The organism is Arthrobacter sp. Y3225209, from assembly GCF_059090685.1.
The window spans coordinates 10,828-29,138 of record NZ_JBNHFW010000031.1; the positions used below are offsets into that span (position 1 = coordinate 10,828).

The 18,311-nt window shown below is 67.3% G+C and carries 12 protein-coding genes; 7 read left to right on the forward strand and 5 right to left on the reverse strand.

Annotation, left to right across the window (positions count from 1 at the left end; translation table 11 throughout):
* The first annotated feature begins 2 nt into the window (after positions 1-2).
* The 6 genes from nadA to AC5RVB_RS14560 all read left to right on the forward strand — a co-directional run bounded on the left by nadA (position 3) and on the right by AC5RVB_RS14560 (position 8,065).
* Positions 3-1,295: a quinolinate synthase NadA gene (nadA, locus tag AC5RVB_RS14535; RefSeq protein WP_494143020.1), complete on the forward strand. Its 1,293-nt coding sequence runs from the start codon at positions 3-5 to the stop codon at positions 1,293-1,295.
* Complete coding sequence (locus AC5RVB_RS14540; RefSeq protein ID WP_494143008.1) at positions 1,292-3,064, forward strand: L-aspartate oxidase; 1,773 nt, start codon at positions 1,292-1,294, stop codon at positions 3,062-3,064. Before nadA ends, AC5RVB_RS14540 begins: the two co-directional genes overlap by 4 nt.
* Positions 3,061-3,933 (forward strand): carboxylating nicotinate-nucleotide diphosphorylase, encoded by an 873-nt coding sequence (gene nadC, locus AC5RVB_RS14545; RefSeq protein WP_494143009.1) that lies wholly within the window; start codon positions 3,061-3,063, stop codon positions 3,931-3,933. Before AC5RVB_RS14540 ends, nadC begins: the two co-directional genes overlap by 4 nt.
* On the forward strand, positions 3,930-5,081 hold the full coding sequence (locus AC5RVB_RS14550; protein WP_494143010.1) for a cysteine desulfurase family protein: 1,152 nt from the start codon (positions 3,930-3,932) through the stop codon (positions 5,079-5,081). The genes nadC and AC5RVB_RS14550 overlap by 4 nt, the downstream gene beginning before the upstream one ends.
* 120 nt (positions 5,082-5,201) lie before the next feature.
* Positions 5,202-6,596, forward strand: a complete 1,395-nt coding sequence (locus tag AC5RVB_RS14555; RefSeq protein ID WP_494143011.1) for a M20/M25/M40 family metallo-hydrolase — start codon at positions 5,202-5,204, stop codon at positions 6,594-6,596.
* Positions 6,596-8,065: an MFS transporter gene (locus AC5RVB_RS14560; RefSeq protein ID WP_494143012.1), complete on the forward strand. Its 1,470-nt coding sequence runs from the start codon at positions 6,596-6,598 to the stop codon at positions 8,063-8,065. The genes AC5RVB_RS14555 and AC5RVB_RS14560 overlap by 1 nt, the downstream gene beginning before the upstream one ends.
* 27 nt (positions 8,066-8,092) lie before the next feature.
* Here the strand turns inward: AC5RVB_RS14560 and AC5RVB_RS14565 are convergent, their stop codons facing one another.
* The 5 genes from AC5RVB_RS14565 to AC5RVB_RS14585 form a co-directional block, all read right to left on the reverse strand.
* Positions 8,093-8,548, reverse strand: coding sequence for a MarR family winged helix-turn-helix transcriptional regulator (locus tag AC5RVB_RS14565; protein WP_227903298.1), 456 nt, complete (start codon positions 8,546-8,548; stop codon positions 8,093-8,095).
* Between the two features lie 9 nt (positions 8,549-8,557).
* Positions 8,558-9,682, reverse strand: coding sequence for an LLM class flavin-dependent oxidoreductase (locus AC5RVB_RS14570; RefSeq protein WP_227903297.1), 1,125 nt, complete (start codon positions 9,680-9,682; stop codon positions 8,558-8,560).
* A gap of 110 nt (positions 9,683-9,792) precedes the next feature.
* Entirely contained in the window at positions 9,793-12,906 is a 3,114-nt protein-coding gene (locus AC5RVB_RS14575) for an efflux RND transporter permease subunit (protein ID WP_290244787.1), read from the reverse strand.
* 132 nt (positions 12,907-13,038) lie between these two features.
* Positions 13,039-14,529: a malate:quinone oxidoreductase gene (locus AC5RVB_RS14580; RefSeq protein WP_494143013.1), complete on the reverse strand. Its 1,491-nt coding sequence runs from the start codon at positions 14,527-14,529 to the stop codon at positions 13,039-13,041.
* Between the two features lie 123 nt (positions 14,530-14,652).
* Complete coding sequence (locus AC5RVB_RS14585) at positions 14,653-16,377, reverse strand: ABC transporter substrate-binding protein (RefSeq protein WP_494143014.1); 1,725 nt, start codon at positions 16,375-16,377, stop codon at positions 14,653-14,655.
* A gap of 124 nt (positions 16,378-16,501) precedes the next feature.
* Here AC5RVB_RS14585 and AC5RVB_RS14590 point away from each other — a divergent pair, with 124 nt between their 5' ends.
* The gene (locus AC5RVB_RS14590) at positions 16,502-18,223 is read left to right on the forward strand and encodes a dipeptide ABC transporter ATP-binding protein (protein ID WP_494143015.1); all 1,722 of its coding nucleotides are present in this window, start codon (positions 16,502-16,504) and stop codon (positions 18,221-18,223) included.
* The last annotated feature ends 88 nt before the right edge of the window (positions 18,224-18,311 follow it).

The window sequence follows — 18,311 nt, forward strand, 5'->3', positions numbered from 1 at the left end:
GCATGGAAGCTACTCCCGGCGCCAGCGTGGCAACAGCCATTCGGCTGATCAGCCGCGACAAGGCAGCAGCCGCGTCCTCGACCTGCGGGCCCGGCCTGGCCTCGCCGCCCTGGGCGTTCGACGGCGCCGCCCTGCCGCAGTACGGACCAGGGGCCTCTGCCGCTGATCCCGCGCCGGCAGCAACACCGCGCCAGGGTGCGCTGCCCTCGGAATACCTCGAGGCCTCGGACGAGGAACTGGAGGCCAGGATCTCGGCGGCCAAAGCCGGGTTGGGGGACCGCGTGGTGATCCTTGGGCACTTCTACCAGCGGGATGAAGTGGTGCGCCATGCGGATTTCGTGGGGGATTCCTTCCAGCTGGCCCAGGCTGCTGCTTCCCGCCCCGAGGCAGAAGCCATCGTGTTCTGCGGCGTGCACTTTATGGCGGAAACCGCGGACCTGTTGTCCGGGCCGGAGCAGGCAGTACTCCTGCCCAACCTGGCAGCGGGCTGCTCCATGGCGGACATGGCGGACATTGACTCAGTGGAAGAGTGCTGGGAGCAGCTGGAGGCCGTTTTCCGCGGCCGGGAGACTGCCGGAGCGGCGCCCGTCATTCCCGTGACCTACATGAACTCTTCGGCGGCCCTGAAGGCATTCTGCGGCCGGCACGGCGGGATTGTCTGCACCTCCTCCAATGCTGCGGCTGTTCTGGCCTGGGCGTTCGAGCGGGGGCAGCGCGTGCTGTTTTTCCCGGACCAGCACCTGGGCCGCAATACCGCCAAGGCCATGGGCATCCCGCTGGAGGCCATGCCCATGTGGAATCCGCGCCTGCCGCTGGGCGGCAACACGGAAGAACAACTGCGGCACTCCCGGGTCCTGCTCTGGAACGGCTTCTGCTCAGTGCACAAGCGCTTCACCACGGACCAGATCACCGCGGCACGGCAGCAGTTCCCGGGGGTGCGGGTGATCGTGCATCCCGAGTGCCCCATGCCGGTAGTGGATGCAGCTGACGAGTCCGGTTCCACCGACTACATCCGCAAGGCGATCGAGGCCGCCGAACCGGGAAGCACCTTTGCCCTGGGCACGGAGATCAACATGGTCCGCCGGCTCGCCGCCGCCCACCCGGAGCACACCATCTTCTGCCTGGACCCGGTGATCTGCCCCTGCTCCACTATGTACAGGATCCATCCCGGCTACCTGGCGTGGGTGCTGGAGGGTCTGGTCCGCGGTGAGCAGCATAACCGCATCACCGTGCCGGATGACGTCGCCGCCCCCGCACGCACCGCCTTGGAGCGCATGCTGGCAGTCCGCCCGTGACGCTGCCCCTGACGGTTGTGGGCAGCGGAGTTGCCGGGCTCTACACCGCACTGTGTGCCGCGCGCGCCGGGTTGGACGTCGCTCTGGTGACCAAGGGCGAACTGCTCAGCGGTGCCACTCCGTATGCGCAGGGCGGGATTGCCGCTGTGCTCCGGGGTCCGGATTCCGTCCGCCTCCACATCCAGGACACGCTGAAGGCCGGCGCAGGCACCAACACCCCGGAAGCCGTCGCTGCGCTGTGCACCGAGGCGGCCGAACACATTGCCGAACTGGTCCGGCTCGGGGTGGACTTTGATCCCGAACCCGGGCTGGAGGGCGGACACAGTGCCCGGCGCGTGCTGCACGTGAACGGAGACGCCACCGGCGCCGGGATTGCGGTGGCGCTGACGGCTGCGGTGCGTGCCGAACCGAAAATCGGCATCCGCGAGCACACCTTTGCCACGGATATTGTGCTGGCACGCGGGCGGGTTGCGGGGCTTCAGGTGCAGGATCCCGACGGCGTACTGAGCATTCTGCCCGTCACTGCCCTGGTGCTGGCGACCGGTGGTGCGGGGGAGCTCTACGCACAGAGCACCAATCCCGCCTCTGCCACCGGCGACGGTGTTGCGCTCGCCGCCGGTGCGGGGGCAGCGCTGGCGGATCTCGAGTTTTTCCAGTTCCATCCCACGGCACTGGACGTCCCCGGCCATCCGCTGGTGTCCGAGGCTGTGCGCGGCGAGGGTGCGGTACTTCGGGACGTTGCCGGAATCCGGTTCCTCGCGGGGGCAGGCGCCGATACAGGCCTGGTCGCAGGATCCGGCTCCGATACGGACTCGGACATAGGGTCCGGAGCCGGGTCCGGAGCCGAAGCTGGAGCCGAGCTTTCCGGCCGGGATGTGGTGGCCCGCGGCATTGCGCTCCATCTGCAGGAGACAGGAGCGCACCGCGTTTTCCTGGACGCCACCGGCCTCGGGCACCGGCACGGTCCGGGATACCTCGCCCGCCGTTTCCCGGGCCTGGACGCGCTTACCTCAGCCCATGGCTTTGACTGGGAACGGGAGCCGGTACCGGTGGTACCGGCGGCGCACTACTGGATGGGCGGAATCAGTACGGACCTTGCCGGGCGTACCTCGGTCCCCGGTCTCTACGCCGTGGGGGAGAACGCCTGTACCGGCGTGCACGGTGCCAACCGGCTGGCCTCCAACTCACTGCTCGAGGCCCTGGTGTTCGGGGCACGTACCGCTGCCGCAGTCCGGGCCGGCGTGCCCTGGCCCGAAGCCGAAGCCGAAGCCGAAGCCGATGCCGAAGCCGAAACCGGAGCCCAGCAATCCGGACCCCCACAGCCCGGAGCCCTGATGCCCGGAACGGTCGGCCGGCAGGCTTCAGTTCCGCAGGCTTCGGTTCCACAGGCATCAGCTCCACAGGCTTCGGTTCCACAGGCCCCGGTTCTCCCGGCTTCAGTGCTGCAGAGTTTAGCCGCGCAGGGTCCCGCCGGGCCGGAGGGCGGCGGGTATGCAGTGGTTACCCGGGACCGGCTGCAGGCACTGATGTCCGGCTCCGCCGGAGTGCTGCGCAACGCCGACGGCCTGGCCGCTGCTGCCCGGCAGCTGGCGTCCTGGCTGCCGCCGGCAGGAAGCTCCGTGGCGGAGCGGGAAACCGCGAACCTGCTCACCTGCGCCCGGCTGCTGGTGGGTGCTGCCCTGCAGCGGCACACCTCGCTCGGGGCACATTACCGAACGGACAGCCCGCATATCCCTGCGCGGCGGGAGAGAACGGACGTAAGAGTATGAACACCCAGGAGATCCCGGCAGCGGATCCGGCCGCCGTCGAACGCATTGTTACCGCGGCCCTGGCCGAGGACGCACCATGGGGAGACCTGACCAGCACGGCGCTGATCCCGGCGGAGGCTCACGGCACGGCGCAGCTGACCGCACGGGAGGCAGGAGTCTTCTGCGGCAGCCAGGTCCTTGAAGCAGCCTTCCGGGCCACCTCGGCGGAAACCCGTGTGGCGCTCCGGGTCCGGGACGGTGAAGCGTTCGACGCCGGTGCCGTCCTGGCGGAGATCAGCGGCCCGTCGCGCGCCATCCTCACCGCCGAACGGGTGGCACTGAACCTGGCCCAGCGGCTGAGCGGAATCGCCACGGTGACGGCGGCGTTCGTGGCGGAAACCCGTGGTACATCGGCACGGATTACCGATACCCGCAAGACCACCCCCGGGCTGCGTATCCTGGAACGCCATGCCGTCCGCTGCGGCGGGGGCTTCAACCACCGGTTCTCCCTTTCGGACGCCGTGATGGCCAAGGACAACCATCTGGCACTGCTGGGCACCGGCGAGGAGCTCTCCCGGGCGCTGCGCCGGGCCCGCGCGCAGCTCCCGCACACTGTCCATTTTGAGGTGGAGGTGGACCGCCTGGACCAGATCGAGGCAGTCCTGGCCGGAGGAGCGGACACCGTCCTGCTGGATAACTTCACTCCTGCGCAGCTGAGCCGCGCCGTGGAGCTGATCGGTGGCCGGGCCCTGACCGAAGCCAGCGGCAATGTCCGGCTCGACACCGTGGCCGCCATAGCCGCCACCGGAGTGGACCTGATCTCCGCCGGGGCCCTCACCCACAGTGTCCGGGCACTGGACCTTGGACTGGACATGGCGGACACCCGGTGATTTACCTCGATGCCGCGGCCAGCGCTCCGGTGCGCACCGAAATCCTGGAGCTGATCAAGCCGCTCCTGACCACGGAATTCGGTAATCCCTCCAGCCGGCACCTGCGTGGTACGGGTGCTGCGGCCGCCCTGGACTACGCACGAACCACGGCGGCCACGGCGCTGGGCTGCAGGCCCGGCGACATCGTGTTCACCTCCGGTGGAACCGAAGCCGACAACCTGGCGGTCAAGGGGCTGGCGCTTGCCGCACCCCGCGGACGCCATGTTGTGTCCAGCCAGGTGGAACACCCCGCCGTGCTGGAATCCCTGCGCTACCTGGAACGGTCCCACGGATTCCGCCTGACACTCCTGCCCGTGGACGGCGACGGGCGGGTGGACCCGGCGGCAGCCGCCGCGGCCCTGACGCCGGATACCACGCTGTGCACCATCATGTATGCCAACAACGAGGTGGGAACTCTTCAGCCCGTGACCGAAGTCGCCAGTGCCTGCCGGTCCCTGGGCGTCCCGTTCCACACCGATGCGGTGCAGGCGGCCGGCTGGCTGCCGGTACAGGTGAGGGACCTGGGGGTGGACGCCATGAGCATTTCCGGGCACAAACTTGGCGCCCCCGCCGGCTGCGGCCTGCTGTATGTCCGGGGCGCACTGCCGCTGGAACCGCTGCTGCACGGCGGCGGGCAGGAGCGCGGGAAACGGTCGGGGACGGAAAACGTCGCCGGTGCCGTCGCCGTTGCCGCGGCACTGGCGCTCGCCGTCGCCGAACAGGATGCCGCGGCCCGCCGCACCGCCGGGCTGCGCGACCGCTTCATCCGGGAGGTGCTCGGCGGTGTGCCGGGCGCATTACTGACCGGGCCGGCCGTGCAGCGGCTGCCCGGACATGCATCCTTCTGTTTTCCCGGCACCGCAGGTGAGGCCGTGCTGCTGGAGGTGGAGCGCCGCGGAGTGCTGTGCTCCTCCGGCTCGGCCTGCGCGGCGGGTTCCGATGAGCCCTCTGCCGTACTGACCGCCATGGGACTGGACCGGGAAACTGCACAGACAGCCGTGCGCTTCACCCTCTCCCCGCACACCACGCCGGCGGAAATGGAGCACGCAGCCAGCGCCGTCATCGACGCGGTGGCAGCGGTGACAGGGGCAGCAGTGCAGGGACAATAGTGCAGGGACAGCAGTCCAGGGGCAGGGCGACGCCGGGTGCCCGGCAGGCCGCCGTCGTAATGTAGCTGCAGGTTCGCGTCCCGGGCGTGAGCTGCACCACACCGCCGCTACACTCGCCCCATGCACAGCACCATTGACCCGCGGACCGGTTCCGCCGCGCCTGCGCCTTCCGCACTCCGGACCGGCAGGGACGCGGCACCGAAACTGGCCCGGCTCCTGACCTTCCGCACCGTCTCCTCCCGGATCCCGGAGGAGGTGGAAACAGACCAGTTCGACGCGTTTTTCGCCGCCCTGCCCGAACTTTTTCCCCGCGTCGCGGCCGGCTTGGAGCTGGAACGGGTCAACGGGCACGGCCTGCTCTACCGCTGGGCGGGCGGCAACGCGGAAACCGGTGATGCCCGCGGTCCCGCGGTGCTGATGGCCCACTATGACGTGGTCCCGGTGGAGGACCCGGCAGCCTGGGAGCATCCGCCGTTCGCCGGCACCATCACCGACACCTCCATCTGCGGACGAGGGGCCCTGGATGACAAGGGCGCCCTGGCCGCCGTGCTCGAAGCCGCCGAGCAGCTGCTGGCAGAAGGCTTCACCCCGGCACGGGACATCTACTTCTCCTTCGGCAACAACGAGGAAACCGCCGGTGACACGGCCGCCGCGGCCGCAGCCCTGCTCGCCGGGCGCGGCATCCGGCCCTGGCTGGTGCTGGATGAAGGCGGCGCCGTGGCCTCCGGCGCCTTTCCCTTCGTCCAGGCACCGCTGGCCGTGGTGGGCGTGGCCGAAAAGGGGATCCTCGACGTCGAACTGGCCACCGAAGATCCCGGCGGGCACGCATCCACGCCGAACCGGATGGGAGCCACCGCGCGCCTGGCCCGGGCGATCCTCCGCCTGGAGCGCCGCCCCTTCCCCGCAGCCCTGCCCGAGGTGACCGTGGAAATGGTGGAGCGGCTCTCCGCGGCCGCCCCGCTGCTTCCCCGGCTGGTGCTGGGGAATGTGCGCCGGCTGCGGCGTCCGCTGACCCGGGTTTTCGGACTGCTCGGCGGGGAGCCCAATGCCATGACGCGCACCACCGTGGCCATTACCCAGCTGCGCGGCAGCAAGGGATCCAACGTCCTGGCCACCCGCGCCAGCGCCAATGCGAATATCCGGGTAGCCGTGGGCGAGAGCGTGGCATCCACGCTTACCCGCCTCCGCACGGTCATCCGGGACCCCAAAGTGTCCCTGCATGTGGTGGAAGGCAACGAGCCCTCACCGGTCTCGGCCACCACCAACGCCCAGTTTGCGCTGCTGGAAGAGACCATCAGCGGAACGTTCCCGGATGCCGTCCCGGTGCCGTACATCATGCTCGGCGGGACCGATGCCCGCCGCTTTACCACCATCTGCGATGCGGTCTACCGGTTTGCCCCGTTCCGGATGAGTGCAGCGGACCGGGCAAGCATCCATGCCGACAATGAAAAGCTGGGCATTGAAACCTTCGGCGAGGGCATTCTGTTTTACCGCGCCCTGATGGGTGCACTCTGATGACCGCTCTGCCGGCGGCAGGGCTGCGGATGCTCGGACCCGTAGTGGGATTCCTGGTGCTGGTGGAACTGACCAGCGGCATCCTGCAGGGCTACTACACCCCCATGCTCACCGACATCGCCCGGCACCTGGGGATCGACGACGGCGACGTCAACTGGTTCGAATCCGCCCAGCTGATGCTCAGCGCCCTCGCGGTGCCCCTCCTGGCCAAGCTTGGGGATATCTACGGGCACAAGCGCATCCTGCTCGTGTCCACGGTCCTGACGGCCGCCGCCTCCTGGGGCGTGGCCTTCGCGCCCGGCTTCTGGACGTTCCTGGCGGCCTGGTCCCTGCAGGGGTTCTACGTGGTCTGGCTGCCCATGGAAATAGCTCTGATTTTCAGCCGGCTCCGCCACGCCCCGAACCGGGCCGTGCTGACCCGGAAGGCCGCCGGCCTGCTGGTGGGCGCGCTGGAACTGGGGGTGATCGGCGGGGCACTGCTGGGTGGCGTGCTGGTGGAACGGTTCGCGGGGATGCTCTGGCTGACGCTGTCCTTCCCCGCAATGGCCGTGACCCTGTGTATTTTCGCAGTGCACTTCGGCGTCCCGGAGTCCGACTCGCTGGACGGCGGCACCGTGGACCGCACGGGATTTGTGCTGCTGGCTGTTGGGCTGCTGACCCTGACCTCCGGCCTGACGTTCCTGCGGATCAACGGACCCGGTACCTGGTGGGCCTGGGCCGTGCTGGCCGCCGGCGTTGCGGCGTTCATTCCCTTTGTCCGCTACGAGCTCGGCCGCAGGGATCCGCTGGTGGACTTCGCCATGCTGCGCCGCCCGTCCATGTGGCCGGTCCAGCTGACCGCCGGCCTGTTCGGCATCTCGGTGCTGGGTGCGCAGGCGCCCATGTCCACCTTTGCGCGCACCGACCCGGCACAGCACGGCTACGGGCTGGGGCTGGAAGCATCCCAGGTGTCCATCATCATCGGCAGCTATGTGCTGGCCCTGCTGGTGGGTGCACTGCTGTTCCCGGTGGCCGCCCGGCGCACCACCCCGCGCAACACCCTGGTGGGGGCGGCACTGCTGGTCGGCGTCGGATACGCCATGTTCCTGCCCTTCCATGACACGCTGCCGCAGGCGCTGGCCAACATGGTGGTGGCCGGACTCGGCTCCGGAGCCCTGGTGGCGGCGCTTCCGTCGGCTGCGGCAGCGGCCGCGCCGATGAACCGCACCGGCATGGCAACCGGGCTCACCAACACCACCAAGACCATTGGCGGGTCCTTCGCCTCGGCAGTGTTCGGCATCGCCCTGGCCAGCACAGCGGCGAATGCGCTTTCCGGCGGAACCGCAGTGACCGCCGCGCCGCTGGAGGGTTACCTGACGGTGTGGACGGTGTGCTCGGTGACGGCGTTCGTGGCCGCGGCCGTGCTGCTGCTGGTTCCCCGGCTGGCGTTCGCCGACCCGCCGCTGGGTGCGGAGGAGAAAGCCGTCTAGTCCGGGCCGGCAGTGCCCGGGCGGGACCTAATCGGTGAGGCTGGCCAGTACCTTGTCCGTGAGTTCCTTCAGTGTGGCCAGCTCGTCGCGGTCCAGCGCCGGGGTGAGCAGGTCATGGATGCCGCGCACATGGATCCGGCCCAGGCGTTTCTGCACCTCGCGGCCTTCATCGGTGAGGGACAGCTCCACGCCGCGCTGGTCCTGCTCCGCGGGCCGGCGCTTGACCAGGCCGCGGGCTTCGAGCCGGTCCACCATCCGGCTGAGGCTGGGCTGGCTGATCAGCAGGTGCTCGTTGAGCTCGTTCAGCCGGGTCCAGCCGGACGGGCAGCGGGTCAGGTTGAACAGCACATCGTATTCCCGCATGGTCAGGTCCTTGAACTCCGCGTCCTTTTGCAGCCGGCGCATCACGCCTACCTGTACGCGGAACAGGGATTCCCACGCTTCGGCTGCCTGCTTGGGGGTCGGGTTGTTCGAGGAGTGCATGGTTCCAGCCTACTGAACGGCGGAGGCTGTTGCGGGCACCCCGGCCCCGGCATGACGGGCGGCGTCGCGTGCGGCAACGCGGCCGGCATGCGTGGGACCGTCCGGAACGTCCTTCGGGCGGCGGGAATCGAATTCCCTGCGCAGCTCCGGGAGCACATACTCGCCGAACAGATCCAGCTGCTCCAGCACCGTCTTAAGCGGCAGGCCGGCATGGTCGATCAGGAAGAGCTGGCGCTGGTAGTCGCCGAAGTACTCCTGGAAACTCAGGGTTTTCTCCAGCACCTCCTGCGGGCTGCCCACGGTCAGCGGGGTCTGCGCGGTGAAGTCCTCCATGCTCGGCCCGTGCCCGTAGACCGGGGCGTTGTCGAAGTAGGGGCGGAATTCGTTCACCGCGTCCTGGGAGTTCTTCCGCATAAAGAACTGTCCGCCAAGGCCCACAATGGCCTGGTCGGCACGGCCGTGGCCGTAGTGCTCGTACCGTTCCCGGTAGAGCCCGATCAGCTGCATGTAGTGCTCCTTGGGCCAGAAGATGTTGTTGGCGAAGAATCCGTCACCGAAGTAGGCGGCAATTTCCGCCACCTGCGGCGTGCGGATGGAGCCGTGCCAGACAAAGGGGGCGACGCCGTCGAGCGGGCGGGGCGTGGCCGTGAAGTTGCGCAGCGGGGTGCGGAACTTGCCTTCCCAGTTCACTGTCTCCTTGTCCCAGAGCTGGCGGAGCAGGTTGTAGTTCTCCACCGTCAGTTCCACCGAGTCCTGCGGGTCCTTGCCGAACCAGGGGTAGACCGGGGCGGTGTTGCCGCGGCCCAGGACCAGATCCACGCGGCCGTCGGAGACGTGCTGGAGCATGGCGAAGTCCTCGGCGATCTTCACCGGGTCATTGGTGGTGATCAGCGTGGTGGTCGTGGAGAGGATGATCCGCTCGGTCTGCGCGGCAATGTAACCCAGCAGGGTGGTGGGGGAGCTGGCGTAGAAGGGCGGGTTGTGGTGCTCGCCGGTGGCGTAGACATCCATCCCGATGTCCTCGACCTTTTTGGCGATGGCCACGGCGGCCTTGATTCGCTCGCCCTCGGTGGGGATGCGGCCGGTGACCGGGTCCCGGGTGATGTCGCTGACGCTGAAGACGCCGATCTGCATGCTGGCCTCCGATGTTGGAATGTTCTTAAAGTATATGCATATGCATAGACTTTTGTTCCAACCGTTGCCGGCCCCGGTTCATTCCCGGGACCGGCTAACGCAGCAGGGGCCTAGGCATCGGCCGCAGCAGGGACCTGTTCCTTGCGCTGCGCCCGCTTTTCCCTGGATCCTTCCACCAGCCGGTACAGCACAGGTACCAGGATCAGGGTCAGGGCCGTGGAGGAGATCAGCCCGCCGATCACCACCACTGCCAGCGGCCGGGAAATAAAGCCGCCTTCACCGGTCACGCCGAGCGCCATGGGCGTCAGGGCGAAGATGGTGGCCAGCGCCGTCATCAGGATGGGGCGCAGGCGCTGGCGTGCCCCGCGGAAGATGGCGTCCTCCACGTTCATGCCGGGTTCGCTGCCCCGCGGACGGCGGTACTGGTTGATCAGGTCCATCAGCACAATGGCGTTGGTCACCACAATGCCCACCAGCATCAGCATGCCCACCAGGGACGGCAGCCCCAGCGGGATGCCGCTGATCAGCAGCAGCAGGATCGCGCCGGTGGCCGCGAAGGGAATGGACACCAGCAGGATCAGCGGCTGCAGGAGGGACTTGAACGTGGCCACCATAATCACGTACACAATGGCGATGGCGGCCAGCAGGGCCAGGCCCAGCTGGGTGAAGGACTCGTTCTGCTGGGTGGCGGCGCCGCTGAGTTCGGCGGTGACGCTGGCCGGCAGGTCAACATCGGCCAGCCGCGCCTGGACCTCGGTAATGGTGGCGCCCAGGTTGTCGCCGTCCGGGGAGACGGACACAATGGCGGTGCGTTCACCGCCTGAGGAGGAGACCGACGTCGGCACGGAGACCTCCTCCACGGTGGCCAGCTCGCTCAGCGGCACCGAGCCGGCGCCTGCGGGCACCGAGACGGCATTGAGCTGTTCCAGGGACGTGATGGGGGTACCCTCACCGATCAGCACGGGCAGGTCGTCAGTGCCCAGCCGGACCGAACCGGCCGGCAGGGGGCTGATGGTGGAGGCAACCAGGCCGGCGATCTGCTGCTCGTTCAGACCCGCCGCCACGGCCTTGGCACGGTCAATGGTCACCTGGACCACCGGCTGCGAGGAGGAGAGGTTGCTGCTGGCCTGGGCGACGCCGGGAAGATCGGACATGGCTTCCACCAGTGCGTCGCTGGCCGGCTGCAGCTCCGCGGGATCCCCGGCGGAGAGGTTGATGTCCACGGTGTTCGAGGTACCGAAACCGCCGCCGGTGCTGCCCAGGGTGACGTCGCCGGCGTCGTCGAGGTCCTCAATGGCCGCCCGGACAGCGTCCCGCAGGGCCACCTGGTCCTCGCCTTCCTCGGTAATTACGGTGAAGTTGGCCACCGAGGACCCGCCGGCGGTGAATGCCGCAATGCCGGAGGTGGAAGTGCCCATGGTGACCTGGACATCCTTGACCCCGTCCACGCCGGACAGTGCTTCCTCGACCTGTTCGGCTGCTTCGGACGTGCGTTCCAGCGAGGTGCCGGCAGGCAGTTCCTGCCGCACGCTGAACGTGTTCTGTCCGGTGTCGCCGAGCAGGTTGGTGGGCAGCAGGGGTGTCATGGCGGCGGTGGCGAGGAGGATGATCAGCCCGGCCACCACCGTGTAGACGGGGTGGCGCTGCGTGCCGCGCAGGATGGGGAGGTAGCCGCGCTGCAGGAAGCTGCGGGTCTCCTTTTCCTCGGCTTCGGCCCGGTAGGCCTCCGGATCCGCCACCGGCGGAGAGGACTTCAGGAACCAGTACGCCAGCACCGGAACAATGGTCAGAGACACCAGCAGCGAGGCCAGCAGGGCCAGGGACGTGGTGACGGCGAAGGGTCGGAACAGTTCCCCGGCCAGGCCGCCCACAAAGGCGATGGGTGCAAACACGGCCACCGTGGTGAGGGTGGAGGCGGTGACGGCACCGGCCACCTCGCGCACGGCGGTGAGGATGGCGGTGCGTTTGTCCTCGCCGTAGCCCAGATGCCGCTTGATGTTCTCGATGACGACAATCGAGTCATCCACCACCCGGCCGATGGCGATGGTCAGCGCGCCGAGGGTGAGGATGTTCAGGGAATAGCCGAAGGCCAGCAGCCCGATGAAGGTCACCAGCAGGGACAGCGGGATTGAGACGGCGGTGACCAGGGTGGAACGGACCGAGAGCAGGAAGACCAGGATGACCAGGACGGCGAAGCCCAGTCCCAGCAGCCCCTCGGTGGTGAGGTCCGAAATGGATTTTTCGATGAAGGGCGCCTGGTCGAAGATCACGGTGAATTTCGCACCGTTGCCCAACTCGTCCTGGAGGGAAGGCAACAGGTCCGTGACCTCGTGTGAAATGCCCACGGTGTCCCCGGCAGGGGTCTTTGTGATGGAGACGGCCAGGGTGGCCTGTCCGTTGGTGCGTGTGATGGAGGTGGCTTCGTCCTCCGTGATCTCCACGGAGGCGACGTCGCCAATGGTTACCGGCGTGGCGCTGTCGGAGGAGGATTCAATCGGCAGGGCGGAAATTTTCTCCAGGCTGTCCAGCGGTGCTCCCACCTGGATGGACAGCGTCCGGCTTTCCTCATCCACCGTGCCCGCGGGAAGCAGGGCGCCGCTGTTTTCCAGGGCATCCACAATCGACGACGGCGTGGCACCCTGGGCGGCCAGCGCGGCAGGGTCGGGGAGGATGGCCACATGGCGGGTGGATCCGCCGGTGACCTCGGCCGTCCGCACGCCTTCGATCTTCTGCAGGCGGGGAACGGTCAGCCGCTGCAGGTCCGCATTCAGCTCGGCCAGCGGCTCATCGGAGGAGACGGCGAGGTAAACGATGGGGAAGTCGCTGATGCTGCCGGCAAGGGACTGTGGATTCGTATCCTCGGGCAGGAGCTGCCGGGCGTTGGAAATGGCACGGTCCACCTGGCCGCGGGCCCGGTCCAGATCGGTGCCGTAGGCAAAGGTGAGGGCGATGGTCGAAATGCCTGAGCGCGACGTCGCCGAGGAGGACTCGAGTCCCTCCACCGCTGTCAGGGCACCTTCGAGGGGTTCGCTCACCTGCGCGTCCACCACCTCGGGGGAGGCGCCGGGCAGTGCCGTTATGACGCTGATCTGCGGGAACTCCAGCGACGGGATCAGTTCCTGTTTGAGGGAGCTCATGGAGATCACCCCGAAAACAGCTACAAACACGGTGATCAGGGCAATGAGGGCCCTGTTCGAGAGGGACAGCTTGGCCAAACGATCCATGATCCTGCCTTAAGGAAGGGCGGTGCGCAACGGAGCGGCGCCGGAAACCGGCGGTATAACTGGTTCGCGGCGCAGACCTGCCGGAGGAGCAGGTCTGCGCCGCGTAAAACGGTAAGCCGCGTTAAGCGGAGACTAGGACAGGCCCAGAACCCGGCTGGTATCGGCTTCAATCTCTTCAGCCAGGCGTTCATTTTCGTTCAGCTTCACGCCGTAGCCCGGGATCATTTCCTTGATCTTCGGCTCCCAGCCGTCAAACTGCCGGGGGAAGGCCCGCTTGAGCAGATTGATCATGATGGGCGGCGCAGTGGAAGCACCCGGTGACGCGCCCAGCAGGGCTCCGATGGAGCCGTCGGCGGCGGTGATGAGTTCGGTGCCGAACTGCAGCACACCGCCCTTCTTCGGGTCCTTCTTGATGACCTGGACGCGCTGACCGGCGGTGATGAGGTCCCAGCCTTCGGTCTGTGCCTGCGGCATGAATTCCTGCAGCGCTGCGGTCTTGCCTTCCCGGGTCTTCAGAACCTCGGTGACCAGGTACTTGACCAGGCTCATGTTGTCCTTCGCCACGGCCAGCATGGGCACGAGGTTGGTGGGACGGACCGAGAGCGGCAGGTCCAGGAGGGAGCCGGTCTTCAGGAACTTCGGCGAGAAGCCGCCGTACGGGCCGAACAGCAGGGAGCGCTTGCCGTTGACGAAGCGTGTATCCAGGTGCGGCACGGACATGGGCGGGGCGCCGACGGAAGCCTGGCCGTAGACCTTGGCATTGTGCCGGGAAATGATGGATTCATCCGTGGCACGCAGGAACTGGCCGGAGACGGGGAAGCCGCCAAAGCCCTTGCCCTCGGGGATGCCCGAGGCCTGCAGCAGGTGCAGGGCACCGCCGCCGCCGCCGATGAACACGAACTTGGCGGACACGGTGCTGGTAGTTCCGGTTGCCCGGTCCTTGACCTTGACGTCCCAGCCGCCGTTGGAGGAGCGGGTAACGTTGCCGACCTCGTGGCCGAAGTTCAGGTGCACGCCGTTGGCACCCATGTAGTTGGTCAGCTGCCGGGTCAGGTTGCCGAAGTCGACGTCGGTTCCGCCGGCCACGCGGGAGGCGGCCACCCGCTGCCCGGGATCGCGGCCTTCCATGATGAGCGGAGCCCATTCGGCCAGCTTGGCCGGATCCTCGGAGAACTCCATGGTCTTGAACAGCGGCTGGGCGCTCAGGGATTCGTGCCGGCGGCGCAGGTATTCCGAATGTGCATCGCCCCAGACAAAGCTCATGTGCGGCAGCGGGTTGATGAAGTCATTGCCAATATGGCCCTCGGAGACCAGGTGTGACCAGAACTGGCGGGAGACCTGGAACTGCTCGTTGATTCCCACCGCCTTGGCCGGGTCCACGGAGCCGTCGGCCGCGGCCGGGCTGTAGTTCAGTTCGCAGAGGGCGGCATGGCCGGTACCCGCGTTGTTCCAGGGATCGGAGCTTTCCAGCCCCGCGCGATCGAGGCGCTCGTAGAGGGAAATGTCCCAGTCCGGAGCCAGCTGCTTCAGGAACGCCCCAAGGGTAGCGCTCATGATGCCTCCGCCGATCAGCAGTACATCAGTTTTCGTTGCGGAATTCTCCGCCGGGCTATTAGCAGTCAACTTCTTCTCCAGTCGCGTGGGCGCTAGCCATAGAAGCGTATCCCCGAGCGGGTGCCTTCCTAAAATTATCGCAGTACGAATACTGCTTTTGGAGGTCGGGGCCGATTGCTGTTCGAAGCCGGCTCAGCGGTCCGTGAGGCTGACCCGGTTAAAGACCTCGTGCAGAACCGGGCTTGTGGGGTAGGAGGAAACCCGGGGCGAGAGGGCCAGGGCGGAAATCGGGAAGGCCAGCGGCACGGCCGGAACGCGCTGGGAAATGCGGTCGGAGACGGCATGGTAGGCGTCGGTCTGGTCCTGGCCTTCCGGCAGGCGGGCGGCCTTTTCAATGCCGGTGAAGACCTCGGGGTCATTAAAGGAGAACTCTTCGGTGTAGCGGCCGAACAGCGTGCTTAGGAAGTTGTCTCCGCCTTCGTAGCTGCCGGCGAGGCCGAGCAGGTGGAATGCCCGGTCCTCCTTGCCCTGCACCTTTTCCAGGTATCCCTCGGACCAGTCCACGGGCACCGGGCGGATGTTGAATCCGGCGGCGGTGAGTTGTGCGCTGAGCCGGGCGTAGACCTTCTCCGGTGCGGGCAGGTAGCTGCGGGTGACGCGCCGGGGGTAGTAGAAGGGCAGTTCGCGCCCGTCGTAGCCGGCTTCTTCCAGCAGTTCCCGGGCCTTCTCCGGATCGTAGCCGTAGCCGGTGACCGAATCCGAGGTGAGCCCCAGCTTTTCCGGCATGAACTGATTGGCGGGTTTGGTGCCGTTGAGGAACAGTCCGTCCAGGACGGCGGGCTTGTCGATGGCGTGGGCTACTGCCTGGCGCATCAGGACGCTGTCCAGCCCCGGGAAGTTCTGGTTGATGCCCAGATACAGTACGGAATACGGGTCGCGCTGCTGGATCCGCTGCCCGTTGCGGGCCAGGTCGCCCACGTCGTTGACGGTAACCAGGTCATAGCCGTCCACCTCGCCCTTCTTCAGGGCACGCAGCCGGCCCTCGGGGCTGGAAATGGTGCGGAAGACCACCGAACCGATCTGTCCCTTTTCACCCCAGTACCCGGGGTTGGCGGCGAGTTCCACGGTGTCTTCATTCCAGGCCACAAAGCGGAAGGGCCCGGTACCCACAGGGTGGACGCCGTACCCGGAGACTCTGCGGCCGTTGAGTTCCCGGGTCAGGGAATCCGCACCGGCCTCGGCCAGTGCCTTGGGGGAGGAGATGGCGAACGGAGGCGCGGCGAGCGCAGCGATGAAACTTTCCATCGGAGTGTTCAGCTCCACCCGCACGGTGTATTCGTCCTCCACCTCGCAGCTCTTGTAGACGGCGGTGGCCGGCGTGTCCGAGTAGCCCCGGAACACGGACTTGTACATCAGGGAGCCGCCGCTCCGCACCGATTCGGGCAGGTGGTACCAGCGTTCGAAGTTCCGCCGGACCGCTTCCGCGTTGAAGGGTTCACCATCGTGGAACATGACGTCGCGGCGCAATTCGAAGGTGTAGGTCTTGCGGTCCTCGGACTGGGTCCATCCGGTGGCCAGGAGGGGCACCGGCGCGGAGGTCAGGGCGTCTACGCCCACCAGGCCTTCCAATACCTGGCGGCTGACCCGGAAGGATTCGGTGTCGGAGGCGAGAGCGGGGTCCAAGGTGACCGGGCGGGCCGCCGTCGCAAAGGTGAAGCGGGCCGTGGGTCCGCTTCCGCCGGTGGCGGATGGTCCCGCAGTGGGGTCCTCGCCGGCGGCTTCGGCCGTGCAGCCGGCGAGCATCAAGGCTGCGGCGGCCGCGCCTGCGCGGATGAGGGAACGGCGGGAAAGTGCGGGACGGTCCGGGCCGGGGGCGGGGTTTGCTGCGCCGGATTGTGCTGCGCCGGATCGTGTCACCGTGATACTCCTCCGGGACGCTCCATCCCTCTGTTTCGTGGATTTTCCATTCTAAATGATTAAAAACAGGTAAACAGCGCAGAGACACGCGTCACATGGGGCCAGAGTGGGGCAGGATGGGGAAATGACTGATTTGAGCACTGATTCCCCCCTGCTCGAGGTGAGCAACCTCGCGGTGAAATTCCGTACCATGGACGGCGAAGTGGCCGCGGTGCGGAATGCCGGATTCTCGCTTCCCGCCGGGGAGACCCTGGCCATTGTGGGCGAGTCGGGATCCGGAAAATCCACTACGGCCATGGCCGTGATCGGCCTGCTGCCCGGCAACGGCAAGGTGGCCTCCGGCAGTATCCGCTTCGACGGGCAGGAACTCGTAGGGCTGCCGGAAGCAAAGATGCGCGCCATCCGCGGCCGGTCCATCGGCCTGGTACCGCAGGACCCCATGTCCAACCTCAACCCGGTAACCCGGATCGGGACCCAGGTAGCCGAAACGCTGCTGGTGCACGGGATGGCCACATCCAAGGACGTGGACCGGAAAGTGGTGGAGGTCCTGACCGCGGCCGGGCTGCCCAATGCCAAGGAACGTGCCAAGCAGTATCCGCATGAGTTTTCCGGCGGTATGCGCCAGCGCGCCCTGATCGCCATTGGCCTGGCCTGCCGCCCGCGGCTGCTCATTGCCGACGAACCCACCAGCGCCCTGGACGTGACCGTGCAGCGGACCATCCTGGACCAGATCGACCGCATGACCGAAGAGCTGGGGACCTCGGTCCTTTTGATTACCCATGACCTGGGCCTTGCCGCAGAGCGTGCGTCTCAGCTGGTGGTGATGCACCGCGGTGAAGTGGTGGAAACCGGTCCGGCGCGGCAGCTGCTGGAGGACCCGCAGCATCCCTACACCCAGTCCCTGGTCCGGGCAGCGCCCAGTGTTGCCGCCGTCCGGCTGCGGCCCGGTGCCTTCGCCGGAGCTCCCGGAACGGCAGACCTGCCCGCCGCCGCGGAAGCGGAGGACAAGGCAACGGACACCGCAGCCGTGGACAACATTGTGGAGTTCCGCGACCTGACCAAGGTCTTCAAGATCCGCGGACGTGCCGATGATTTCTATGCCGCAAAGAACGTCACCCTGGATATCCCGCGCGGCAAGACCGTAGCCATTGTGGGGGAGTCCGGTTCGGGCAAAACCACCACCGCCCGCATGCTGCTCAAGCTGATCGAGCCCACGTCCGGATCCATGACCTTTGACGGAATGGACGTTGCGAAGCTGGACAAGGTCCAGCTTCGGGACTTCCGGCAGCGGGTGCAGCCGATCTTCCAGGACCCGTACTCCTCCCTTGATCCCATGTACACCATTGAGCGGATCCTGGAGGAACCGCTGAAGACGTACAAGCGCGGGGACCGGGCGGAGCGCCGTCGCCGCGTCCTGGAGCTGATGGACCAGGTGGCACTGCCGCATGACATGCTGCACCGCTATCCTGCCGAGCTTTCCGGCGGCCAGCGCCAGCGTGTGGCGATTGCACGTGCCCTGGCCCTGAAGCCGGAGCTGATTGTCTGCGACGAACCGGTCTCGGCGCTGGACGTGCTGGTCCAGGCGCAGATCCTGCAACTGCTCGGGGACCTGCAGCGCGAGTTCGGGCTGAGCTACCTCTTTATCTCCCATGACCTGGCAGTGGTCCGCCTGATTTCGGACTATGTCTGCGTGATGAAGGACGGCGAACTGGTGGAGGCGGCCACATCGGAGGAAGTCTTCTCCAATCCCCGCCACCCGTATACCCGCAAGCTGCTGGCCTCCATCCCCGGTAATGAACTGAACATCCAGGGCGACGCAGAGCTTGACGGCGAGCTGGCCTCCTAGTCATGATGCCGACGTCGGGTCCGGCGGGGGACCGGGCGCCGGAGAAACCGGCCGGGGAGCCAACAGATCGGCCGGCCGGGGCGCCGGC

Excerpts from the sequence above, each read along its gene's own strand:
- nadA (WP_494143020.1), top strand. The coding sequence starts at position 3 with ATGGAAGCTACTCCCGGCGCCAGCGTGGCAACAGCCATTCGGCTGATC.
- nadC (WP_494143009.1), top strand. The coding sequence starts at position 3,061 with ATGAACACCCAGGAGATCCCGGCAGCGGATCCGGCCGCCGTCGAACGC.
- AC5RVB_RS14555 (WP_494143011.1), top strand. The coding sequence starts at position 5,202 with ATGCACAGCACCATTGACCCGCGGACCGGTTCCGCCGCGCCTGCGCCT.
- AC5RVB_RS14560 (WP_494143012.1), top strand. The coding sequence starts at position 6,596 with ATGACCGCTCTGCCGGCGGCAGGGCTGCGGATGCTCGGACCCGTAGTG.
- AC5RVB_RS14565 (WP_227903298.1), bottom strand. The coding sequence starts at position 8,548 with ATGCACTCCTCGAACAACCCGACCCCCAAGCAGGCAGCCGAAGCGTGG.
- AC5RVB_RS14570 (WP_227903297.1), bottom strand. The coding sequence starts at position 9,682 with ATGCAGATCGGCGTCTTCAGCGTCAGCGACATCACCCGGGACCCGGTC.
- AC5RVB_RS14575 (WP_290244787.1), bottom strand. The coding sequence starts at position 12,906 with ATGGATCGTTTGGCCAAGCTGTCCCTCTCGAACAGGGCCCTCATTGCC.
- AC5RVB_RS14590 (WP_494143015.1), top strand. The coding sequence starts at position 16,502 with ATGACTGATTTGAGCACTGATTCCCCCCTGCTCGAGGTGAGCAACCTC.